General features: G+C 64.5%; 22 protein-coding genes and 1 pseudogene. 16 read left to right on the plus strand and 7 right to left on the minus strand.

Going from position 1 to position 23,062, the window contains the following annotated elements; all coding sequences use genetic code 11:
* The first annotated feature begins 78 nt into the window (after positions 1-78).
* From ACVMIM_RS28005 to ACVMIM_RS28015, 3 genes are read left to right on the plus strand one after another with little or no spacing between them, the layout of a single operon-like run.
* On the plus strand, positions 79-882 hold the full coding sequence (locus ACVMIM_RS28005) for an FCD domain-containing protein (protein ID WP_476115847.1): 804 nt from the start codon (positions 79-81) through the stop codon (positions 880-882).
* A 21-nt stretch (positions 883-903) separates the two neighbouring features.
* Positions 904-2,040, plus strand: coding sequence for an alpha-hydroxy acid oxidase (locus tag ACVMIM_RS28010; protein ID WP_041003469.1), 1,137 nt, complete (start codon positions 904-906; stop codon positions 2,038-2,040).
* 59 nt (positions 2,041-2,099) lie between these two features.
* Complete coding sequence (locus ACVMIM_RS28015) at positions 2,100-2,867, plus strand: metallophosphoesterase (protein ID WP_476115849.1); 768 nt, start codon at positions 2,100-2,102, stop codon at positions 2,865-2,867.
* Between the two features lie 44 nt (positions 2,868-2,911).
* On the opposite strand, the gene ACVMIM_RS28020 is transcribed toward ACVMIM_RS28015, so the two are convergent.
* Both ACVMIM_RS28020 and ACVMIM_RS28025 read right to left on the minus strand, forming a co-directional pair.
* Positions 2,912-3,043, minus strand: a complete 132-nt coding sequence (locus tag ACVMIM_RS28020) for a hypothetical protein (protein ID WP_263481599.1) — start codon at positions 3,041-3,043, stop codon at positions 2,912-2,914.
* Between the two features lie 354 nt (positions 3,044-3,397).
* Positions 3,398-4,096 carry a type 1 glutamine amidotransferase gene (locus tag ACVMIM_RS28025; protein WP_476117395.1) on the minus strand — a complete coding sequence of 233 codons (699 nt, stop codon included), beginning with the start codon at positions 4,094-4,096 and terminating at the stop codon, positions 3,398-3,400.
* 86 nt (positions 4,097-4,182) lie between these two features.
* Between ACVMIM_RS28025 and ACVMIM_RS28030 the strand changes: the two genes are divergently transcribed.
* From ACVMIM_RS28030 to ACVMIM_RS28045, 4 genes are all read left to right on the plus strand, one after another.
* On the plus strand, positions 4,183-4,830 hold the full coding sequence (locus ACVMIM_RS28030; RefSeq protein ID WP_476115851.1) for a hypothetical protein: 648 nt from the start codon (positions 4,183-4,185) through the stop codon (positions 4,828-4,830).
* A 31-nt stretch (positions 4,831-4,861) separates the two neighbouring features.
* Positions 4,862-5,596, plus strand: coding sequence for a 16S rRNA (uracil(1498)-N(3))-methyltransferase (locus ACVMIM_RS28035; protein WP_476115853.1), 735 nt, complete (start codon positions 4,862-4,864; stop codon positions 5,594-5,596).
* Between the two features lie 208 nt (positions 5,597-5,804).
* A complete protein-coding gene (locus ACVMIM_RS28040; RefSeq protein WP_041003537.1) occupies positions 5,805-7,178 on the plus strand; it encodes a glutamate--cysteine ligase in 1,374 nt (457 codons plus the stop codon).
* Positions 7,179-7,279: 101 nt separating this feature from the next.
* Positions 7,280-8,278, plus strand: coding sequence for a DUF937 domain-containing protein (locus ACVMIM_RS28045; protein ID WP_476115855.1), 999 nt, complete (start codon positions 7,280-7,282; stop codon positions 8,276-8,278).
* A 306-nt stretch (positions 8,279-8,584) separates the two neighbouring features.
* Here ACVMIM_RS28045 and ACVMIM_RS28050 read toward each other — a convergent pair whose 3' ends face one another.
* The gene (locus tag ACVMIM_RS28050) at positions 8,585-8,875 is read right to left on the minus strand and encodes a DUF1127 domain-containing protein (protein ID WP_041003456.1); all 291 of its coding nucleotides are present in this window, start codon (positions 8,873-8,875) and stop codon (positions 8,585-8,587) included.
* Between the two features lie 180 nt (positions 8,876-9,055).
* Here ACVMIM_RS28050 and ACVMIM_RS28055 point away from each other — a divergent pair, with 180 nt between their 5' ends.
* Positions 9,056-10,012, plus strand: coding sequence for a LysR substrate-binding domain-containing protein (locus ACVMIM_RS28055; RefSeq protein ID WP_476115858.1), 957 nt, complete (start codon positions 9,056-9,058; stop codon positions 10,010-10,012).
* 1 nt (position 10,013) lies between these two features.
* On the opposite strand, the gene ACVMIM_RS28060 is transcribed toward ACVMIM_RS28055, so the two are convergent.
* Both ACVMIM_RS28060 and ACVMIM_RS28065 read right to left on the minus strand, forming a co-directional pair.
* A complete protein-coding gene (locus tag ACVMIM_RS28060) occupies positions 10,014-10,664 on the minus strand; it encodes an EAL domain-containing protein (RefSeq protein ID WP_476115860.1) in 651 nt (216 codons plus the stop codon).
* 1 nt (position 10,665) lies between these two features.
* Positions 10,666-12,225, minus strand: a complete 1,560-nt coding sequence (locus ACVMIM_RS28065; protein WP_476115862.1) for a diguanylate cyclase domain-containing protein — start codon at positions 12,223-12,225, stop codon at positions 10,666-10,668.
* 120 nt (positions 12,226-12,345) lie between these two features.
* On the opposite strand from ACVMIM_RS28065, the pseudogene xseA reads away from it, so the two are divergent.
* A pseudogene (gene xseA / locus ACVMIM_RS28070) lies at positions 12,346-13,904 on the plus strand (exodeoxyribonuclease VII large subunit).
* A gap of 7 nt (positions 13,905-13,911) precedes the next feature.
* Complete coding sequence (locus ACVMIM_RS28075; protein WP_476115864.1) at positions 13,912-15,030, plus strand: DmpA family aminopeptidase; 1,119 nt, start codon at positions 13,912-13,914, stop codon at positions 15,028-15,030.
* 33 nt (positions 15,031-15,063) lie between these two features.
* Here the strand turns inward: ACVMIM_RS28075 and ACVMIM_RS28080 are convergent, their stop codons facing one another.
* Together ACVMIM_RS28080 and ACVMIM_RS28085 are read right to left on the minus strand one after the other, a co-directional pair.
* Positions 15,064-15,318 carry a hypothetical protein gene (locus ACVMIM_RS28080; RefSeq protein ID WP_476115866.1) on the minus strand — a complete coding sequence of 85 codons (255 nt, stop codon included), beginning with the start codon at positions 15,316-15,318 and terminating at the stop codon, positions 15,064-15,066.
* Between the two features lie 408 nt (positions 15,319-15,726).
* Positions 15,727-16,398, minus strand: coding sequence for a FadR/GntR family transcriptional regulator (locus ACVMIM_RS28085; RefSeq protein ID WP_476115868.1), 672 nt, complete (start codon positions 16,396-16,398; stop codon positions 15,727-15,729).
* Positions 16,399-16,623: 225 nt separating this feature from the next.
* Between ACVMIM_RS28085 and ACVMIM_RS28090 the strand changes: the two genes are divergently transcribed.
* From ACVMIM_RS28090 to ACVMIM_RS28115, 6 genes are read left to right on the plus strand one after another with little or no spacing between them, the layout of a single operon-like run.
* A complete protein-coding gene (locus ACVMIM_RS28090; protein WP_476115870.1) occupies positions 16,624-17,502 on the plus strand; it encodes a fumarylacetoacetate hydrolase family protein in 879 nt (292 codons plus the stop codon).
* Positions 17,499-18,278 carry an alpha/beta fold hydrolase gene (locus ACVMIM_RS28095; protein ID WP_476115872.1) on the plus strand — a complete coding sequence of 260 codons (780 nt, stop codon included), beginning with the start codon at positions 17,499-17,501 and terminating at the stop codon, positions 18,276-18,278. Before ACVMIM_RS28090 ends, ACVMIM_RS28095 begins: the two co-directional genes overlap by 4 nt.
* 50 nt (positions 18,279-18,328) lie before the next feature.
* Positions 18,329-19,669: a metal-dependent hydrolase family protein gene (locus tag ACVMIM_RS28100; protein WP_476115874.1), complete on the plus strand. Its 1,341-nt coding sequence runs from the start codon at positions 18,329-18,331 to the stop codon at positions 19,667-19,669.
* A complete protein-coding gene (locus ACVMIM_RS28105) occupies positions 19,666-20,715 on the plus strand; it encodes a branched-chain amino acid ABC transporter permease (protein ID WP_476115876.1) in 1,050 nt (349 codons plus the stop codon). Before ACVMIM_RS28100 ends, ACVMIM_RS28105 begins: the two co-directional genes overlap by 4 nt.
* The gene (locus ACVMIM_RS28110) at positions 20,712-21,740 is read left to right on the plus strand and encodes a branched-chain amino acid ABC transporter permease (protein WP_476115878.1); all 1,029 of its coding nucleotides are present in this window, start codon (positions 20,712-20,714) and stop codon (positions 21,738-21,740) included. The genes ACVMIM_RS28105 and ACVMIM_RS28110 overlap by 4 nt, the downstream gene beginning before the upstream one ends.
* 56 nt (positions 21,741-21,796) lie before the next feature.
* Positions 21,797-23,038, plus strand: coding sequence for an ABC transporter substrate-binding protein (locus ACVMIM_RS28115; RefSeq protein WP_476115880.1), 1,242 nt, complete (start codon positions 21,797-21,799; stop codon positions 23,036-23,038).
* Positions 23,039-23,062 lie beyond the last annotated feature (24 nt).

Here is a 23,062-nt window from a genome sequence, read left to right on the forward strand (position 1 = left end):
AATTGGATAAATAATTTGACCAGTTGGCGACGGACGCTTTAATCTGAGTGACCTCCGTCCCGTTCTCCAGGCGTCCCTTTGAGCGACATTTTCTCCAGGATCGAGCATTCGCGCACCGCCGACGAGGTGGTGCAGCAGATCGAGAGCCTGATCCTCGAAGGCGTGCTGCGCACCGGCGACCGGCTGCCCGGCGAGCGCGAGCTGGCGCGCCAGTTCGACGTGTCGCGACCGATCCTGCGCGATGCGCTGAAAGCGCTGGAGAGCCGCGGGCTGCTGACGACCAAGGCCGGCGGCGGCACGCATGTCGCCGACGTCATCGGCCAGCTCTTCACCAAGCCGGTGACGGACCTGATCTCCACGCACCGCAAGGCGGTGACCGACTACCTGGAATACCGGCGTGAGATCGAGGCGGTGGCGGCCGAGTACGCGGCGCGCCGGGCGACGCCGGAGGATCTGGCGCTGCTCGATCGCATCATGGCGCGCATGGACGAGGCGCACCGGACCGGCGATTTCGACGACGAGGCGGAAATCGACGTCGAGTTCCATCATGCGGTGTGCGAATGCGCGCACAACATCATCCTGCTGCATACGCTGCGCTCCTGCTACCGGCTGCTGTCGGAGGGCGTTTTCCAGAACCGCCTTCTGGTGTTCGGGGTGCCCGGCGCGCGCGAGGCGCTGCTCGAGCAGCACCGGGCGATCCATGCCGCGATCAAAGCCTGCGATCCAATCGCGGCGCGCAGGGCGGCGATGGACCACATCACCTATGTCGAGCGCTCGATGGCGGAAGCCGAGCGCAGCGGCGACTGGCAGCGGGTGTCCAGGTTGCGCCTCAGGCAACGCTCGGAGCCCGGCGACATCGAACCCACACGAAAACGCTCCTAAGCAAATTTAGCGGGGACCACCATGAGCGACATCCTCACCATCGCCGACCTCAAGGACTTGGCACGCCGCAGGGTGCCGAAGATGTTCTTCGATTATGCCGATTCAGGCGCCTGGACGGAGAGCACCTATCGGGCCAACGAAGAAGACTTCGGCAAGATAAAATTCCGCCAGCGCGTGCTGGTCGACATGAGCAACCGTTCGCTGGAATCGACCATGATCGGTGAGAAGGTGGCGATGCCGGTGGCGCTGGCGCCGACTGGGCTGACGGGCATGCAGCATGCCGACGGCGAGATGCTGGCGGCGCAGGCAGCGGAAGAATTCGGCGTGCCGTTCACGCTTTCCACCATGAGCATCTGCTCGATCGAGGATGTTGCCTCGGCGACCAAAAAACCGTTCTGGTTCCAGCTCTATGTGCTGCGCGACAAGGATTTCGTGCTCAACCTGATCGACAGGGCCAAGGCGGCGAAATGCTCAGCGCTGGTGCTGACGCTCGACCTGCAGATCCTGGGGCAGCGCCACAAGGACGTCCGCAACGGGCTCTCGGCGCCGCCCAAGATGACGCTTGCCAATATCCTCGACCTGGCGCTGAAGCCTCGCTGGTGCCTGGGGATCGCCGGCACGCCGCGCCGCACCTTCCGTAACATCGTCGGCCACGCCAAGGGTGTCGGAGACGTCTCCTCGCTGTCCTCCTGGACGACGGAGCAGTTCGATCCGCACTTGTCGTGGAAGGACGTCGCCTGGATCAAGGAGCGCTGGGGCGGCAAGCTGATCCTGAAGGGTATCCTCGACAAGGAGGACGCGCTGATGGCGGCCGAGACCGGAGCGGACGCGATCGTGGTCTCGAACCATGGCGGGCGTCAGCTCGACGGCGCCGCCTCCTCAATCTCGGTGCTGGAAGAAATCGCCGATGCGGTCGGCGACCGGATCGAAGTGCATATGGACGGCGGCATCCGCTCCGGCCAGGACGTGCTTAAGGCGCTCTGCCTCGGCGCCAAGGGCACCTATATCGGCAGGCCGTTCCTCTACGGCCTCGGCGCGATGGGCAAGGACGGCGTCACCAAGGCGCTGGAGATCATCCGCAAGGAGATGGACATCACGCTGGCGCTCTGCGGTAAGCGTCTGGTAACCGACATGGGCAAGGACCAGTTGCGGCGCTAGTCCTTATTCACCGATCCGCCCTAGTTTCCCGTGATGAACGAAACGGGAAGACGCTCGCCTTGACCGAAACCGGCATCCATTATCTCGACGCGCGCGGGCCGGACGGCATGCGGCTCTACGCCATCGGCGATGTGCATGGACGCCACGACCTTCTCGCCGCCATGCACCGGCGTATCGAAAGCCAGCTGGAATATGCTCCCGCATCCGACTGGCGTATCATCCATCTCGGCGACTATGTCGACCGCGGGCCGGACTCGAAAAGCGTCATCGACTTCCTGATCGAGGCGCGAAAGCGCGATCCGCGCAACATCATGCTCGCCGGCAACCACGATATCGGCATGCTCGAATTCCTGGCCGATGCCGAGCCGGACGGCCTGTTCATGAATTATGGCGGCATCCAGACGGCGCAGTCCTATGGCGTGGATTTCACGCGGGACATGCATTGGGTCGGCAAGGCGGAGGCCATCGCGAGAGGACACGCCGCGCTGGTGAAAGCGGTGCCGCGCAGCCATATCGATTTCCTGCAATCGCTGACGTTTTCGGCCAGTTTCGGCGACTTCTTCTTCTGCCATGCCGGGATAAGGCCGGGCGCGCCGCTCGACCGTCAGAACCAGCAGGACCTGATCTGGATCCGCGATGCCTTCCACGACCACCAGGAGCTTTTTTCAAAGGTGATCGTGCACGGGCACACGCCAGTCCCGGAAGCCGAGGTGAAGGCCAACCGCGTCAATGTCGACACGCTCGCCTGGAAATCGGGGACGCTGAGCGCGCTCGCCATCAACGGTGGCGACAAGCAGATCATCGACGTGCAAGGCAAAGCGCTCTAAGCGCGATCCCCGGCGCGGGCGTGCTTGCGATTTTTTGTCGAGGCTTAGTTCAGCGAGGCGGTGACGCCATAGCCGTCGACGGCCCGGTGATTGGTCGCTGCATCGGCGGCATAAATGCCCAGGCCGCAGAGCACGATGGCAGACAGCATGACAAAAGACAGGAGGGCTGCTTTCACGGACGTCATCTCTGGTTAAGCTTTCTGCATCTGGGCACGAGGCGGTTACCAATGCGTTGAAACGATAAAATGCGTCTCAATGTTTCGACGATTTCGCGCTTCTAAGCAGATTCTGTATCGCCGGTGTGTCGGCTGGATCACACAAAAGGTTCATAGCGGTTGCACCGGCGATACAAAGCGCGCCCGCTTTCTTCTGTCCCGGCGCAATTCCGGACGGAAAACCGCTTCGCACTTTTCCTGGAATTGCTCTAGGCGAGCGGCCGGACACAAACCAAGGAAGAAGAATGTTGTCCCCAGGCGGAAGCGTGCGGGCGTGCCAATTATGCCACGCTTCGCCCGATCGGGGTTGGATGCTCAGATAGTAGCCACCCAGGCGCGGGCTATCGCGAGCCCGGCCGCGTCGGCGTCGGCGCCATTGCGGGCCAGTTCGTCGCCGAGGCGGTCGTCCCAGTCGGGATGGCGCTCGGCGATCGTTGCCGCGAAGGACGTGCTCCAGTCGCGCACCATCGGCGTGTCCGCCTCGAAGTGGAACTGGAAACCATAGAGGGCGCGGCCGAGGCGGAAGGCCTGGTTTTCGGCGACCGCGCTGCCGGCGAGCCGCACGGCGTTTTCCGGTAGGCCGAACGTGTCGTCATGCCATTCGAAGATCGGAAATTTCTCGGGCAGCGCCGCCAGCACCGGATCAGACTTGGCGGCCGGCGTCAGCGAGACTTTGTGCCAGCCGAACTCGGTGGCGCCGCCGATGTGGTTGTCGCCGCCGAACGCGCGGGCAAGGAGTTGGCTGCCGAGGCAGATGCCGAGCACCGAGCGGTCCTTGTCGGCGAAATCACGCGTCAGCTCGAGGAGCGCCGGGAAATAGGGATAGTCTTCGTCGGCCAGCGCATTCTGCCCGCCGCCCAGCAAGACCATCGCATCATACCCGCCTGCATCCTGTGGCAACGGATCGCCCTGGTAGGGGCGCCGCAGGTCGAGATCGGCGCCCGCTTCGGCCAGAGCGGCACCGACCTGACCGAGGCCGGTGTTGTCGTAGTTCTGGACCACCAGCACGCGCATCGAGAATCCTGCTGACATGAAAATGCTGGGGCGAGCGATATCATGCGGCCCGCGTTTCAGCCAAGATGCGTGCCGGAGAGAAAGCTATGCCACTGCAGAACCGGGTCGATCCTTTCGGCGTCATCCATGCCGTGCCGGAACGCGGCCTGTTCACCGGCAATCGCGGCATCATCCATGATCCGGAGACCAGGACGCTGCTCAAGAAGCGCTGGGCCTTGCAGGCTTGGATCATCTGCGTTTGCCGGTTCCGCGACGTGCGGCGCGAGCCGATGGGCCGCAACAGGCCGGGTGGCAAGGCAGGCTGGACGGAACTGTTCTTCCTCGACGAGGTGACGGCTTTGGCTGCCGGCCACCGGCCCTGTTTCTTCTGCCGGCGCGAGCGGGCGACCGATTTCGTCCACCGCTTCGGCGAGGCCTTCGGGATTGATGAGCCGCGCGCCCCGATGGTCGATAAAAGGCTACACAAGGAACGGCTGGCTTCGGGGGGACGCCCGCCTGGTGTGCTCGTGGAAGACCTCAACAGCTTGCCTGATGGCTCCATGATTGCCAGTGGCGATACTGCCTATGCGATCCGCGCCGGCAAGGCACTCGAATGGTCATTCGCGGGCTATGCTGCTCCCCTCCCCTTCGAGCGCCTGGCAGGACAGAAGCTGCGGATGCTGACACCGGCGACCAGCGTTTCCGTGTTGAAACATGGTTTCACGCCGGTCTGGCATCCCAGCGGCGATACTTGACGACAGTCAATGCCTCGCCCATTCCTCAGCCATGCGCGCCAACTATAAAATGCAGCGGCTGTTCGTGCCGGATGATCTTGGGCCCGGCCTCGAATTCGACGCCGGCCAGCAGCAGAGCCATTATCTCGCCCATGTGCTGCGGCTGGGCGAAGGCGCCGAGGTGCTGCTTTTCAACGGCCGCGACGGCGAATGGTCGGCGTCGATCGCCGCGAAGTCCAAGAAGGCGGTCCGGCTGAAGGTGCTGGACCTGCAGCGGCCGCAGCCGCCGCTGCCCGATCTCGTCTACTGTTTCGCACCGCTGAAGCAGGGCCGGCTCGACTATTTGGTGCAAAAAGCCGTCGAGATGGGCGCCGGCGCGCTGCAGCCGGTCATCACCCAGCACACGCAGGTGAAGAAGCCCGGCATCGAGCGGCTGCGCGCCAATGTCGTCGAGGCTGCCGAGCAATGCGGCATCCTGGCAGTGCCGGAAGTTCGTGAGGCGGAAAGGCTGGAGCGGCTTCTTGCCAATTGGGACAAGGAACGGCGGCTGATCTTCTGTGACGAGGATGCCGCGACCAACAATCCGCTGCCGGCCTTGCAAGCGGTCAAAGAGCAGAAACTTGCGCTTGTGGTCGGGCCGGAAGGCGGATTTTCCGACGAGGAGCGCAAGATGCTGCGGGCCTTGCCTTTCGTCACCGCCATCCCGCTCGGGCCTCGCATCCTGCGTGCCGACACCGCGGCGGTGGCGGCATTGGCGGTAATGCAGGCGACGATCGGCGACTGGTAATCAAATCCAGTTGAGCCGTGGCTCAGGATTTTTCGCTTGATCGGCTGCTGACATTTCGTCCATCTAGCGCCCGGCGGCCAGCTGACCGCCTACAGCGCCGCGCGTCCTTTCGGACGCGCAAAGGACGCTGTAGCACTTTGTTTGGCCGCATGATCCGTTCCGAAAATCGAAGCCGATTTTCGGGGTCATGCGGTGGGAGGGCTTCCTTATGGCGCGCGACACAACCGATACCCAGCCCATCGAAGGCATCGACGAACTGGTCGGCTATCTGGCCGCCGGCAACAAGCCGCGCGACAAATGGCGCATCGGCACCGAACACGAAAAATTCCCCTTCTATGTCGACGGCAACGCGCCTGTGCCCTATGGCGGCGAGCGCGGCATCCGCGCCATCCTGGAAGGCATGCAGGAAAAGCTCGGCTGGGATCCGATCATGGATGCCGGCCGCATCATCGGCCTTGTCGAGCCGACCGGCCAAGGCGCGATCTCGCTGGAGCCCGGCGGCCAGTTCGAGCTTTCCGGCGCGCCGCTGGAGTCGATCCACCAGACCTGCCGCGAGGGCAACGCGCATCTGGCGCAGGTGCGCGAGATCGCCGAGCCGCTCGGCATCCGCTTTCTCGGCCTCGGCGGCAGCCCGAAATGGTCGCTGGCCGACACGCCGAAAATGCCGAAATCGCGCTACGAGATCATGACGCGCTACATGCCGAAGGTCGGCACCAAGGGCCTCGACATGATGTACCGCACCTGCACGATCCAGGTGAATCTCGACTTCGAGAGCGAAGCCGACATGCGCCGCAAGATGCAGGTGTCGCTCAAGCTGCAGCCGCTGTCGACGGCGCTGTTTGCCAACTCGCCTTTTACCGAGAGCCGGCCGAATGGCCTCCAGAGCTGGCGCGGCGACATCTGGCGCGATACCGACAACCAGCGTTCCGGCATGCTCGAATTCTGCTTCGCCCCGGATTTCGGCTTTGCCGATTATGTCGAATGGGCGCTCGACGTGCCGATGTATTTCGTCATCCGCGACGGCCACTATCACGACATGACGCGCTACACGTTCCGCCAGTTCATGGCGGGTGCGGCGCGCAGCGAAGTGCCCGATGGCCTGCCGACGATGGGCGACTGGGCGAACCATCTCTCCACTTTGTTCCCCGACGTGCGGCTGAAGCGCTTCCTGGAAATGCGCGGCGCCGATGGCGGCCCGTGGCGGCGCATCTGCGCCCTGCCCGCCTTCTGGGTCGGGCTGCTCTATGACGAGCAGGCGCTGGATGCCGCCGAGGCGCTGACGTCGAGCTGGACTTATGCGGAAGCGCTGGCGATGCGCAATGCCGTGCCGGAACTGGGCATTGCCGCGCCGTTCCGCAACGCCACCTTGCGCGACGTCGCCCGCGACGTGCTCGCCATTTCCCGCATGGGACTGAAGAATCGGGCTAAGAAGAACCGCGACGGCTATGACGAGACGTCATTCCTCAACACGCTGGACGAGGTCGTGGCGCGCGGCACCACCAGCGCCGAGGAGATGCTGTCGGCCTACCACACGCGCTGGGGTGGCTCGATCGAGCCGGTGTTCATGGAATATGCCTATTAAACCGTCCGGCCTGCGCCGAGCGGTTGGGCAGCAAAAGCCGCTTCAATCGGTGATGGAAACGAACTAGGCTCGCCACGAGGATATTCTCGGAGGAGAAACCGATGCCTTCCCTGTTCGACATTTTTACCCAGGCCCAGAACGGTGCCGGCATGCAGGCGCTGGCGCAGCAATACGGGCTTTCGATGCAGCAGACCCAGGCCGCGGTTCAGGCGCTGCTGCCCGCGTTCTCGCAAGGGTTGCAGCGCAACACCGCCGATCCTTACGGTCTCGGCGCCTTCATGACGGCGATGGCTAGCGGCCAGCACGCGAAATATTTCGAGGACGCCACGAGGGCCTTTTCGCCGCAAGGCATCGATGAGGGCAACGGCATTCTCGGCCATCTGTTCGGCTCGAAGGATCTGTCGCGCGCCGTGGCAGCCCAAGCCGCGCAAGCGACGGGGCTCAGCCAGCAGGTGCTGCAGCAGATGCTGCCGGCCATGGCCTCGATGATGATGGGTGGCCTCTTCAAGCAGACCAACAATCAATTGAGTGGGGGGCAGATGCAGGCCGCCGGCGGTTTGGGCGGCAGCGGCAACCCGCTCGGCGAGATCATCGAGGAGATGATGCGGCAAAGCGGCGTCGCGCCTGCGCCGCAGCCGGCGCCCAACCCTTATGGCGAGAACCCGCTCGGCAAAGTGCTGCAGGATATGTTCGGCGGCGGTGCGTCCCAGTCCCAACCGCAACCATCGCCTAACCCTTACGGCGAAAACCCGCTGGGCAAGGTGCTGCAGGACATGTTCGGCGGCGGCGTGGCGCAGCAGCCGCAGCAAACTCGACCAGAGACGCAAAGCCCCTATGGCGACAACCCGCTCGGCAAGATCTTCGAAGAGATGCTGCGCCAGGGCGGCGGCGGCTTCGGTCTGCCCGGCGGGCAACCGGCGCCGCAACCGCAACAGAGCGCGCCGCAACAGCCGCAGACCAACCCGAGCGGCCGGCCGCGAAACCCGTTCGACGACATCTTCGGCAAGATGTTCGAGACCGGCGCTCAGCAGCGCGACGAATATGAGAAGAGCGTCGGCACGATCTTCGACCAGTTCAAGCGCGACATGGATCGGGGGTAGATCCGCGCAGCCCCAAAGGTGTGCCGAGATTCAGGTCAGGCCGAGCCGAAAACGGTGGTTTCCGAGAACCGGAGCGGAGCGTACTTAAGTACGTGAGCACCGGAAGCGCAGGAAGCCGCCGTTTGCAGGCCGGCCTCACCTGAAGGTCGGTACATCTTAAAAAAATGCCCGGTCCTGGAGGGGAACCGGGCAATGTGCAGGCTGGCCGGCGGGGAACCGGCAGGGAGTGTGGGAGCCTGCATGAAATTTGGTCGCGCCGGGCCGTGAAAAGGTTCAACGCGACCGGAATCCAGGCAACGCGGCCGTTCAGGCCACCTGACGAGCGAGATCCTCGATCGTGTCGGCGCGCTCGCTGGCAATGGCGCGCAGCTTCACGGTCGGATCGCGGCCGAACGGCACGGCGACGGCGACATGGAGGTCCGCGCGCGTCAGGCCGATATCGGCAAGCTCGGCATCTGTCATCTCGCCCAGGCGATAGAAGGCGCGGCGGTTTTTCCAGGCGACATAGGCGTTGGCGAGAGCATTGAGCACGCGCGTCGCAACGGCCGGACGCGTGGTGATGCGCGGGGTCTCGGAAGCGAATTCAATCGTGGTCATGTCAGTCTCTCCTGCGGAGCCGAGCGGACGAAACCAGGCAATCGGCGCCTTGGGAGAAGCGCCGTTCCGGTTTCCATTCACATGCTGTCATGTGGACGATGCCAATTTGCCATCGCGCGATTGATTAATCCAACGAATGTTTTTAATCTCTAGCATCAACATCAATGATAGGTTGGACCGATGAAAGCGCCGCTCGACCTCGATCAGTTGCAAACCTTCATCTCGATTGCAGACACGGGAAGCTTCACCCGCGCCGCCGAAGAGGTGCACCGGACACAGTCGGCCGTGTCGATGCAGATGCGGCGGCTGGAGGAGCGGATCGGCAAGCCGCTGTTCGAAAAGGACGGCCGCACCAACAAGCTGACCGAGGAAGGCGACCGGCTGCTTTCCTATGCGCGGCGGCTGATCTACCTCAACCGCGAGACGCTCGCCGCCTTCGACGACCAGCGGCTCGAAGGCACGATCCGCATCGGCACCCCGGACGACTATGCCGACCGCTTCCTGCCCGAGATCATGGCGCGCTTCTCGCGCTCCAACCCGCGCGTCGAACTGACGGTGGTCTGCGAGCCCACGCCGGGGCTGGTCGAGCATATCAAGCGCGGCAATCTCGATCTTGCGCTGGTGACGCATAATGACACGCGCGGCCAGTCGGAAGTGGTGCGGCGCGAGCCGCTTTTGTGGGTCACCTCGGCCAACCACGCCACGCATGAGCAGGAAATCCTGCCGATGGCGTTCGGCCGGCCGAACTGCATCTGGCGGCGCGCCGCCGTCGACGTGCTCGACCGGCAGAACCGCGACTACCGTGTGCTGTTCTCCAGCTTCTCGGCCACGGTGATCACCGCCGCCGTGCTTTCCGGCCTGGCGGTCTCGGTGCTGCCGGAATGCGCGCTTCGGCCCGGCATGCGCGTGCTCGGCGAGGCCGACGGGTTTGGCCAGTTGCCGGATTGCCGCATCGGCATCATGCGCGGCCAGACCTCGCAGCCGGAGATCGTCGACGCTTTGGCCCGCCACATCGCCGAAAGCCTCGACAATATTTCCGTGCCGGTGAGCGAAGAGGCTGGAAGCTTCGACTTCGCTGCGCTCGCCTTCGCGAAGATGAAGCGGGTCAAGCCGAGCCAAATCATGCCTGGATGGTAGATCAAGCTCGAGCGGCGGAACGCTCCTGATCGGCTGACGAGATACCCGGCAGCGCAAGCAGCCGGCCGGGCTCCAGCGGCGGCGACAGCAGATAGCCCTGCAATTGCCGGCAGCCCATGCCGACCAGCAGGTTTTTTTGCGCGTCGGTCTCGACGCCCTCGGCGGTCACCTCAACCTTAAGCGCCAGCGCCAGCTCGATCAGCGTCTTGGCGATCGCGCGGGCGCTTTCGTCCTCGTCGAGCAGACGCACGAAGGAGCGGTCGATCTTCAACTTGTCGATCGCCTGGCGCCGCAGATAGCTCAGCGAGGAATAGCCGGTGCCGAAATCGTCGAGCACGATGCGCACGCCGGACTGGCGCAGCGCGGCAATCACCGTGCCGATCGTGTCATTGTGCTCGAGCAGAACGCTTTCGGTGGTTTCGAGCTGCAGGCGGGACGGATCGAGCCCGGTTTCCTCCAAGATTGCGGCGACCTGTCCGGCAAAACCGATATCGCGCAACTGCATCGGCGAGATGTTGACCGCGATCCAGGGCAGTTCGGTCCCGGCGGCAAAGCGGCAGGCCTCGCTCAGCGCCCATTTGCCCAAATCGCCGATGAGACCGCGCTCCTCGGCGATGGCGATGAACTGCGCCGCGGGCAGGGCGCCATGCACCTCATGCCACCCAGCGGATCAGCGCCTCGGCCCCGAGAATCCGGTGGCCGTCGGCCGCGAAAACCGGCTGATAGGCGAGCTTTATGCCGCCGTCGCCCTCAAGCGCCCTGCGGAGTTCGGATTCGACCTTGCGCTTGCGCAGCAACAGATCGTCCATGTCGCCGGCGAACACCTCGCAGCGTCCACGACCGTTCTTCTTGGCCTCGTAAAGCGCGATGTCGGCCTTGCGCAGCAGGTCATCCGCATCCGTCTCCGATCCGGACGACAGCGCGATGCCGACGCTCGCGCTGACGAACACCTGGTCGTCGATCAGCCGGAACGGCTCGCGCAGCTTCATGAGCAGCCTCTCGGCGATGTCCTCGGCGCTTCCGACATCGGGAACTTCGAGCAGGATGATGGCGAACTCGTCGCCGCCGAGCCGCGCGACGGTGTCGACTTCGCGGATCGTGTGCCTGAGCCGCGCCGCCGTCTGGCGCACGAGCTCGTCACCGGCCGGATGGCCCAGCGTGTCGTTGATATGCTTGAATCGATCGAGATCGAGGTAAAGCAGCGCCACGCGCGTTCCGTCCTTGCTGGCGAAGAGCAGCGTGCGCCGCAAGCGGTCCTCAAACAGCGCCCGGTTGGGCAGGCCGGTGAGCGTGTCGTGGAAGGCAAGATATTGCGCCTGGTCCTGGCTGGTCTGCAACGCCGCCGAGGCGCGACGCAACCTGCTCAAAAGGAACACCAGCACGCCGCCCGCCAGGAGCAGCGCGATCGCCAGGGCAGGAGCGATCTTACGCACCAAAGCGAGGCCAGGCCGCAATTGGTCCCAGCCGATATAACCGAGGATCACGCCGCGCGAATCGACCAGCGGCACGGCGGCCGGGCCAACCGGCTCCGACAACGGCACCAGACGCGCTCCCTCGAGCAGATATTTCCCGGCGATCTTGTGCACCACGGCGTCGCTGATGAATTCGACCGATACATGCAGATATTCGGTGCCTTGCGCCTGGCTAACCCTGTCCGAGCTCGGCACGAGCGGCGCGACGCTGACGATCGCCAGCGCGCCGTCGAGCGACACCAGATCCTCGGCCACCATCTTCATAGGCTGGCCGTGCGCATCGGTTTGCGGCGGCCCAGCCAGCATGCGACGCAGTTTTTCGATGATGGGAAGAAGCGTGGGCTGGTCCTCGCCATAGGCGGAAACTTCTACCAGCTTGCCCTCACGCATGGCGTGGATCGGATGGTTGGCGCTGTCGAGAACGTAGACCCGGTTATGGCCGTAATAAGTGTACATCCAGACGCTGAGGTTCTCGGCCATCCAAAGCTGGTTGCCGGCCTTTGCATTGATGACGGAATGGTCCCAGACCGAGATGCTTTCCTGCTCCCGCTCAACGGCCGCGATCTTGTCCTGCAGGCCGTCGGCAATAAACATCTTCTGCCGTTCGAGCGAGGCATCGTCGGCCTGGCCGGCGGCGTAGAAGCCGAAGCCGACGACGATGGCCAAAGCGAAAGCCGCGAGCGTCAGCACGGTCAGCGTGACCTGACGCGTCAAAGGGCTGCTGTTGTGGCGTGCGCTCATCGCGTCCCTGGCCGGCTCTCCTGCCGCCAGTCAAAGCAAACCGGGCTTAAGATCGCGTTATAATATTAGCGAGGTTTCTCCGCGCTTGACGCGGGCCGATAAGCGCTCCCCAATCGCCAAATGAGTGAAACAGCAACCGAATCACGCAGCAACGCCACCGAATACACGGTGAGCGAGATTTCCGGCGCGCTGAAGCGCACGGTCGAGGACGCCTTCGGCAATGTGCGGGTGCGCGGCGAAATTTCCGGCTATCGCGGCCCGCATTCGTCCGGCCACGCCTACTTCGCACTGAAGGACGACCGCGCGCGGATCGATGCCGTGGTCTGGAAGACCACCATGGCGCGGCTGAAATTCCGCCCAGAGGAAGGCATGGAGGTGATCGCCAGCGGCAGGCTGACGACCTACCCCGGCAAATCCAATTACCAGATCGTCATCGACAATCTGGAGCCCGCGGGCGCCGGTGCGCTGATGGCGCTGCTCGAAGAACGCAAGCGCCGGCTGCAGGCCGAAGGCCTGTTCGACGCCGGTCGCAAGCGGCGGCTGCCGTTCATGCCACGGGTCATCGGCGTCGTCACCTCGCCGACCGGCTCGGTGATCCGCGACATCATCCATCGCATCAAGGACCGGTTCCCGCTCCATGTGCTGGTCTGGCCGGTGCGGGTCCAGGGCGAGACGACCGCCAAGGAAGTGACGGCAGCCGTCAACGGTTTCAACGCGCTGACATGGGACGGGTCCATCCGCCAGCCCGATCTTCTGATCGTGGCGCGCGGCGGCGGCAGCCTTGAGGACCTCTGGGGCTTCAACGACGAAGGGCTGGCGCGCGCCGTTGCGGCCTCAGGTATCCCGGTAATCTCCGCCGTCGGGCACGAGACCGACACGACCCTGATCGACTTCGTGGCCGACATGCGCGCACCGACGCCCACGGGCGCGGCCGAGATCGCCGTGCCGGTCAGGGCGGATCTGGAGGCAACCTTGGCCAGCCTCGGCGCGCGGCTCAACGCCTGCGCCTCGCGGCATCTGGAGCGCAAGCGCCAGGCGGTGCGCGCGGCGGGGCGCGCACTCCCCTCGCCCGACCAGTTGCTGGCGCTGCCGCGCCGCCGTTTCGACGACGCGACCAGCCGCCTCGGGCGGGGGCTGACGGTGAATATCGAGCGCAAGCGGGCGACGCTGGAGCGGCAAAGGCTGACACCCGCGACCCTGTCGCGGCGCTTGAACGAAGCCCGCCTGCTGACCGGCCGCGACATCGCGCGTGCCCGCGCGGCGTTCTTCGCCATCGTGCGCGAGCGGCGCGCGCGCTTCCAGCGCAATTCGACGCGCCTGTCGCCGGCGCCGATCGCCCGGCGGCAAAAGCTGCAGGCCGACGCATTGGCCGGACTGTCGCGCAGGCAGGACCAGGCCTTGGCACGGCGGCTCGACCGGCTGCGCGCGGCGCTGACCCAGGCCGACCGGCTCTTGTCGACGCTGTCGCACAAGGCCGTGCTGGCGCGCGGCTTCGCGCTGGTCAAGGATGCTGACGGCGCCGTCATCAAACGGGTCGCGGAACTGGCGCCGGGCGCGGCGCTGCAGCTGGAATTCGCAGACGGCGCTGCCGAGGCTATCGCGACCTCCGGCGGGGCGCGGCCGAAGCTGGCGGCGAAGTCGCCAGCCAAGGAACCGGGCATCAGGGCTCGTTGTTCTGAGGTTTCCATGAGCAACCACGACCCGCATCTTCGCACCCCGTCCGGCAAGCCGCGCCTGCGCGCCATCGGCATCGCGCTCGACGGGACGCCCGGCCGTTTCAATGCCATCACCGACGTTTCGGGCGTGTCGGTGGGCTATACGACGCTGATTTCCGGCGAGGGTCCGCTGCGGGTCGGCGCCGGACCGGTGCGCACCGGCGTCACCGCGATCCTGCCAAGGCCGGTTCAAGAACTCGCGACACCGGTATTCGCCGGCGTGTTCAGCCAGAACGGCAATGGCGAGCTGACAGGCACGCACATCATCGAGGAGACCGGCGCGTTCAACTTCCCGGTCACCATCACCAACACGCATTCCTGCGGCGTCACCCGCGACGCCACGCTGCGCTGGATGCACAAGGTGTTGCCGGCCGCGCTCGACAGCGGCTGGGGCCTGCCGGTGGCGGCCGAGACCTATGACGGCTTCCTCAACGACATCAACGGCCATCATGTGAGCGTCGACCACGTGGCCGCGGCACTCGACAGCGCCAGCGGCGGGGCCATCGAGGAAGGTAGCGTCGGCGGCGGCACCGGCATGATCAGCTTCGGCTTCAAGGCCGGATCCGGCACCGCCTCGCGCGTCGTCCAATGGCAGGACAAACGCTACATGCTCGGCGTGTTCGTTCAGGCGAATTTCGGCAAAAGGCACAATTTTACCATTCGCGGCCAGCGTGTCGGCCCGGAATTGGCCCAGCCGGCAATCCGCGAGGCGACGGCGCGCGCCGAAAAGGGTTCGATCATCGCCGTCGTCGCCACCGACGCGCCGTTCCTGCCGCATCAGATGAAGCGGCTCGCCCGGCGCGTGCCGCTCGGCATCGCCCTGACCGGCGGCTATGGCTACCACAGCTCGGGCGACATCTTCCTAGCGTTCTCGACTGCCAATCCGCAGGCAGCGCTTGGCGCTTCGGGAAGCGTCGGACAGGCTGAGTTCATCCCGGATGCCGACATCGACCCGTTCTTCGACGCGGTCGTGCAAGGCGTCGAGGAGGCGATCCTCAACGCCTTGGTCGCCAATGAGGACATGACGGGACGCGACGGCAATTTCGTGCCGGCGCTGCCGAAGGATTGGCTGAAGGAGATGTTCGGCTAAGAGATACCGCTGCTGGCCTGTGCCAGGCGGGGATTATTCCGCCGGCTTGTCGGGCATTGCTTCGCTGCTGCCCTCTTCGGCGGCTTCCTCGAGGCGCGACGCGATCAGCTCCTGGATGTCGCCGACCTCTTCCTGAATGTCCTCGAGCAGAATGCCTGCCTCGGCGGCTTTGGCGCAGCACTCCCTGGCGAGGGTCTCCGCCTGCTTGTCGATCTTGATCGGCGAATGCTGGCATTGGACTTTCTCGCCAATCCATCCGCGCAAAAACTCGATCGCATGTTCACTCATACTGCTTCTTTCCTAGCGGCAAAGCCGGTTGGTAGCCATGAACGTCCGCACTCCTGCAGAGGATGCCTGCCCATTCGAGCCGAGTCGGCCTCGACCGGCAAGACATCTTGTCCGTGGGACAAGACAACTTGCCCATGGGACAAGGTATATTGCCCATGGTCCGCGGAGCCGAAGGAATGGAGGGGGTGGAGGTGCACGTTCAGATCATTGAGAATGATGGGTCGTTGGCCGGGATCGATAGAAAGCCGCTTTGTTGTTTTTGCTTGCTTTTTTCTAACTTTGACAGCGCATTCGTATCACAAACCGTATCGCGGTTTCCCGGTCGGTGCTGGCCCGGCCTCAGCCGGAGCAGGCGCTATATAGTGGCATCTTCATGCAATGTCGACTCGGGCTCCGTCGTCCGAGCGACTACCTCCCCAGAAGATTGCGCTCGACGGTCCTCAGATGCGTCAGCATAGCATTGCTGGCGCCTTCGGAATCGCGTGCCAGCAACGCATCCAGGACGAGTTGGTGCTCGCTGCAATAGGTGGCGCGGCGTTCCTCCGAGAAGGAACGCTTCTTCATCTCGAACCACGGCCGCTGATTGCGCAGGATGCGCATGAGATTGTGGATCTCCTTGAGGAAGTCGTTGCGCGAGCACGCGAAGATGCGGTGGTGGAATTCCGCGTCCCAGTGCTCGAAAGTGGGCATGTCCTGGGATGCACAGGCGATCTTGTGCGCCTCGCGCACGGCGTTCAATTCGCCGGCGCTTGCATTGGTCGCGGCAAAGGACGCCGCCGCCGGCTCCAGCAGTTGCCTGATCTCCATCATGTCGGCGGGGCTGGTTCCTTCCATGCGGGCGACGGTCGCGGCCATGGAATCGGGGTTGCCCGCCGTCAAAAAGGTCCCGCGCCCTACGTGCCGTACGACCGTGCCGTCACCCTCGAGCATGCTGACGGCACGCCGCACCGTGTTGCGCGCCACGCCGAACTCGCTGGCGAGGTCGCGCTCCGGCGGCATGCGGCCGTTCTCCAGCCACTCGCCCAGCGAAATCCGCTTCTTCAGGGCGATGGCGATATCGTTGGCAACCAGTTTGGGCATGTTTGGGAGCGTTTATCTGATCCAATAATGAACCATTTATAGCAGCTTTTCATGTGCCCGTCCATCAGGCAAGCCCACGAACACTTCTGCATTCGTGCGCCGTAGGGGTACCGGGATTATTTGATGAAGCCAATCAGAATCCGGCTTGCGGCCTAAGCCAATTGGGGCTAGCGTGTTTCAAAAGAGCAGAAAATTGGCTCAAAATTGGTTCACGGGAGGAACTTCATGCGGGTCGCGACTTTCTCGCTCGCCGGCGAACGGCGCGTCGGCCTGGTCGATCTTGCCGCCCAGACCGTCGCCCCCTTCGATTTGCCCATCGAGCGCGCCGAGGCCGGGTTGCTCGCGCTGATCGAACGCGACGGAGCCGGGCTGCCGCGCACCCTCTCCCCGGTTCCGCTGGCAGGGGTAGAGATCGAAGCTCCGATTCCACAGCCGCGCCGCAATATCTTCTGCGTGGGCAAGAACTACCACGAGCACGCGCACGAGTTTGCCCGCTCAGGCTTCGATTCCAGCGCCGGCGCCGGCGCGGTGCCGAAGCATCCGATCATCTTCTCCAAAGTGCCGGAATCGGTCGTCCCCAACCACGCCAGCGTGCTGATCGATTCCGCCGTATCGACGGCGATCGACTATGAGGCGGAGCTTGCCGTCATCATCGGCAAGGGCGGGCGCGGCATCTCGAAGGAGGATGCCCTCGACCACGTTTGGGGCTATACGATCGTCAACGACGTCACGGCGCGCGACCTGCAAGGCAAATACAGCCAGTGGCTGATCGGCAAGTCGCAGGACACGTTCTGTCCGATGGGTCCGTGGGCCGTCACCAGGGACGAGTTCGATCTCGCCAGCGCCGGCATCCGCTGTTTCGTCAATGAGGACCTGCGCCAGGACTCCCGTATATCGCTGCTCATTTTCGATATCCCGACCATTATCGCAACGCTGTCGCAAGGCATCACACTCAAGCCCGGCGACATCATCGCCACCGGCACGCCGGTCGGGGTCGGCATCGGTTTCGACCCGCCCAAATATCTCAAGCCCGGTGACGTCGTGCGCATCGAGATCGACGGCATCGGCACGCTGGAGAACCGTTTCGTGGAGAGGCCGCAATGACGACCGTGACTGTCGGCCAGGTCGTTGCGGAGGTCGTCGGCGAAGGCGCGGCCGTAGTGATGATCCATGGCCTCGGCGGGACCTCGAACATGTTCCAGCCGCAGATGGGCGCGCTCTCCGGCTATCGCGTCATCCGGCTCGACCTGCCGGGGTCGGGCCGCTCGCCGCGGCCGATCGAGCCGCTCACCATCGAAGGGATGAGCGAAGCCGTCATCCGCGCCATGACCGGCATGGGCGTTCCATCGGCGCATTTCGTCGGCCATTCGATGGGCACCATCGTGTGTCAGCAGATCGCCGCGATGCAGCCCGCGCTGGTAAGATCGCTGACGCTGTTCGGCGCCCTGGCCGAACCGGGCGAGGCAACCCGGCAGGGGCTCGGCAACCGGGCGCGCCTGGCGCGCTCCGGCGGCATTGCCGACATCGCCGATCAGATCGTCGCCAACGCGATCTCGGCGCATACGAGGGAGACGTCGCCCGCGGTGGCGGCCTTCGTGCGGGAATCCATCACCCGCCAGGACCCCGAATCCTATGCCCGCACCTGTGAGGCGCTGGCGAAAGCCGTCGCCGTCGATGCGCGGAGGATTTCGGCGCCGACCCTGCTCGTCACCGGCGATGCCGACACGGTCAATCCGCCTGGCGTCGCCCAGGCGCTTGCCGACAAGATCAAGGGAGCCGTATTCTCCTCGCTCGATCGGTGCGGACACTGGGCCACTGTGGAAAGTCCGCGCGAGAGCAGCTCGAAGCTCGCCGATTTTTTGAGACGGGTTGATAGGTGAGGATTTCGCATCGGGCGTAGAATTACGCTCGGCAAGTTGGGAGGCTTGTTATGGCAGACGAAAGCTGGGCCGGAAACGGATCGGGAAGCACGCTCTTCACCAATGTGCGCGTGCTCGACGCCACCGGCGAATACCCTTACACCGGCGAGGTGCTGGTGCAGGGCAACCGCATCAAGCAGATCACCAGGGGCTCGTCCCGCTTCGGCGCCTCCTCGTCGCCTTCCTACAGCGGCGGCGCGCCAGGGGGCGCCACCGTGATCGACGGCATGGGCGCGATGCTGATGCCCGGCATGATCGATGCGCATCTGCATCTGTCCTGGAACAACGCGCCTGGCATCGATCCCATCCAGATGATGGAGATCGAGGAGCACATGCTGGTCACCATGGAGATGGCCAAGCTGGTGCTCGATGCCGGCTTCACCGCAGGCCGCGGCGCGGCCGCCGCCAAGCCGCGGCTCGACGTCGTCGCCAAGAAATTCATCAACCAGGGCCGGTTTCCCGGCCCGCGTTACCTCGCGGCCGGGCCTGAGATCACGACGGTCGGCGGCCTCGGCGATTCCGCGCCCTCGCATATCCCGCATGAGGGCCTCAATCTCGGCATCGTCGTCTCGGGTCCGGAGGAAATCCGCCGCACGGTGCGCCAGCTGATCAAGTACGGCGTCGATTCCATCAAGCTCAACCTCTCCGGCGAGAGCATCACCGGCATGGGCGCGGAGGAAACCCCGATGTCCGAGGAAGAGGTCGCCATGGCCGCTTCCGAGGCGCGCTGCCGCAACAAGGTGCTGTCGGCGCATGCGCGCTCTTCCGGCTCGGTCAAGCAATGCGTCCGCCACGGGATCCAGAACATCTACCACGCTTCCTTCGCCGACGAGGAAGCGCTCGACATGCTGGAGGCGGTCAAGGACAAGCACTTCGTCGCACCAGGCATCGCCTGGCTGATCAATACCGCGCGCCATGCCGAGCAATGGGGCATCAAGCCCGGCTCGCCGCTGTCGCTCGAATATGAGCGTGAGCTGGAAATGTGCATCGAGACGATGAAGAAGATGCACCGGCGCGGCATTCGCGTATGCATCGGAGGCGACTATGGATTCGCCTGGACGCCGCAAGGCACCAACGCCAAGGACATCCAGACCTTCGTCGAGATGCTCGGCTTCTCGCCGATGGAGGCGATCCAGGCCGGCACCAAATATGGCGGCCAGATCATGGGCATGGGCGACGAGCTCGGCCTGATCAAGGAAGGCTATCTGGCAGACATCCTTTTGATCGACGGCGATCCGATTTCCGACGTGCGCATCCTGCAGGACAAGAACCGCATCCTTGCCATCATGAAGGACGGCAAGTTCCACAAGGCGCCGCGCATGAACGAGCAGCGCCGACGGCTGACCGCATGAGCACACTCGACCAGCCATCGTCTTCGTCGCTGTCGGGCGGCGGCATGACGCGCCGCCAGATTTGGGGCCTCGTCGGCCTGCTGGCCGCGGCGATCGTCGCCTGGCTGGTCTTCGCCGTCTGGCCCGCCTGGCTGAACGCGATCCTCATTTCCAAGAAGGCGTTCGTCAGCGCCATCCTCAACGGCCTGACGCTGGCCGGCCTCTATTTCCTGGTCGCCAGCGGGTTCACGCTGATCTTCGGCCTAATGCGTAACATCAACCTGGCGCATGGTTCGCTCTACCTGCTTGGCGCCTATATCGGCTACGAGGTCACCAGCCGCACCGGCTACTGGCTGCTCGGCGTCGCAGCCGGCTTCGCGGTGCTCGCCATCATCGGTGTCGTCATGCAGGTTTTCGTCTTTCGCCGCCTCGAGGGCGATGATCTCAGGCAGACCCTGGTCACCATCGGCATCTCGACCGTCGCCGCCGACCTGATGCTGGCGGTCTGGGCCGGCGGCACCTACCAGATCGCCACGCCGGAATGGCTCGACGGCGCCCTGACCTTGCCCGTCATCACGGCGGTACGCTCGAACGGCGCCTCGGTTTTTCTCACCTATCCGCTTTACCGCGTGGTCGTGCTGGCGGCAGCGATCGTCATCGGGGTCGGGCTCTGGCTGATGCTCAACAAGACGCGCGTCGGCATGATGATCCGCGCCGGCGTCGACGACCGCGCCATGCTGTCGGCTTCGGGCGTCAATGTGCATGCGGTGTTCGCCATCGTCTTCGCGGTCGGCGCCGGACTTGCCGGTTTCGCCGGGGTCGTCGGCGGATCGGCGCTCTCGGTCGCGCCGGGCGAAGACGTGCGCTATCTGCTTGCCTCGCTGGTCGTGGTCATCGTCGGCGGCATGGGCTCCATCACCGGCGCGGCGATCGGGGCGCTGCTCATCGGGCTGGCCGAGCAGATCGGCCTCGTCTATTTCCCGACCTATGGCGTGGTGCTCACCTTCGTCATCATGGTGGTGACACTGGCGGTGCGGCCGCAAGGCATCATGGGGAAGGCGCGATGAGCCTGGCCACAGCCGCAGAGGGCGCGGCGCCGCAGGAGAACTGGCTGGACAAGATCGGCGCGGGTCATGTCATCCTTGCCGTCGCGCTCCTTCTCTATCCGCTGGTGGCCTCGGATTTCTTCCTGACGCAGATCGCCGGCTATTCGATGATCTTCGGCGTGCTCTCGCTGTCGCTGATGCTGCTTGCCGGCTATGGCGGAATGCTCAGCCTGGCGCAGATCACGGTCGCCGGCATCGCCGCCTATGCCGTCGCCATCCTCGGCAGCAACAATTCCAACGTGCTGGGGTTCGGCTGGCCGTGGTGGATCGTCGTCCCCTTCGCGGTTGCCGCGGCGGCGGTGTCGTCGGCGCTGATCGGCTGGATCTCGGTGCGGACGGAAGGCATCTACACGCTCATGATCACGCTGGCGATCGCGACCGCGACCTTCTATTTCGCCCAGCAGAACTATGCGATCTTCAACGGCCATTCCGGCTATGCCGGCATCCACGCGCCGGTGTTCTGGGGTGTCAACTGGCGGGACCCGAAACCCTTCTATTATCTCTGTCTCGGCCTTGCGATGCTGTCCTACGCGGCGGTGCTCTACGGCTCACGCTCCACCTTCGGCATGACCTTGCAGGCGATTCGCGACAACCCGCGAAGGATGCGGGCGCTGGGCTACCACGTCACCGCGCACAAGGTCTTCGCCTGGTTCCTGGCCGGCATCCTCGCCGGGCTCGCCGGCGTGCTGCTGGTGTGGTTCAACGGACGCGTCTCGCCCGGCACGATCGGTGTCGACGTGGCGATCGACATCCTGATCATCGCCGTCATCGGCGGCCTGCGGCATCCGATCGGGCCGTTCGTGGGCGCGATCGTCGTCATACTGATGCAGACCTTCGCCATCGACATCGTCGGCGCCGAGCGTTTCAACACGCTGATCGGCCTGGTGTTCCTGGTGATCGTCTTCGTCTCGCCGGATGGAATTCTTGGGTTGTGGGGGAGGATCAAGCCACATCTTGCCCAGGAGTCCTTGCGCGCCGGCCCCTAGCGGCCGACGCGGATGAAGCACTGCAGATCAATGCAATTCAATGGGAGGAACCGAGGATGCATAGACGTACACTGCTGGCCCTGGCACTGTTCACCGGGCTGATCGCGCCTTCGATGGCGCTCGCCGCCGACGACACGATCAAGATCGGCCTGCTCGCCACCTTCGAGGGACCGTTCACGGTGCTCGGCGAGGACGGCGAGCGCGGCGCCATGACGGCGGTCGCCGAGACGAACGGCACCGTCGCCGGCAAGAAGATCGAGATCGTCAAGGGCTCGTCCGACGCCTCGCCCGACAGCGCCGTGCGCGCGGCGCGCAAGCTGGTCGAGCAGGACGGCGTGAAGGTGCTGGTCGGCCCGCTTTCGGGCGATGAGGGCCTTGCCGTCAAGGACTACGCGAAGACGAAGCCCGACGTGACATTCATCAACGGCACCTCGGCCGCGCAGGACACGACGCTGCGCAATCCGGCCGAGAACTTTTTCCGCTTCTCCACCGACGGCGCGCAATGGATGGCGGGCCTCGGCACCTATGCCTTCAACGACAAGGGCTACAAGAAGGTCGCGACCGTCGCGGAGGATTACTCCTTCCCCTACACGCAGGTATTCGGCTTCATGGCCGAGTTCTGCAAGGCCGGCGGGCACGTGCCGTCGAAATCCTGGGTGCCGATCGGCAACAAGGACTTTTCCTCCGTCATCGCGGCGATCCCCGAGGATGTCGACGCCATCTATGTCGCGCTTGGCGGCGCCGACGCCGTCAACTTCCTGACCCAATACCAGCAGGCCGGCGGCACGGCTCCGCTGATCGGCGGCTCGATCACCGTCGACCAGACCGTGCTGACCTCCAAAGGCAAGCTGCGCGCCGTGCTCAAGGGCACACCCTCGGCTGGACCGACCGCCGACACCAATGACGCGCCGGCCTGGAAGGCGTTCGTCGACGCCTACAAGGAGCAGCCGGGCGCCTTCCCCTCGCCCTCGCTCTTCGCTCATGGCTACTATGTGAACATGAAGGCGGCGCTGCTGGCGCTCGACCAGGTCGGCGGCGACGTCTCCGACGGCGGCAAGAAACTCCGCGAGGCCTTGTCGAAACTGTCCTTCGACACGCCAACCGGTAAAGTGTCGCTCGATAAGAACCGCAACGCCGTCGCCGACATCTTCCTCACCGAGGTCACCGAAGGTTCGGACGGCAATCTCCTGAACAAGCTGGTCAAGGTGGTGCCGCAGGTCAACCAGACGCTCGGCATCCCCGAGGACGAGTTCATGAAGCTCGGGGCGGTCAACCGCGACAATCCGAGCTGCCCGTAACGGCACGCGCCAAGAGTATCGTCA

The organism is Mesorhizobium sp. USDA 4413 (assembly GCF_056280365.1).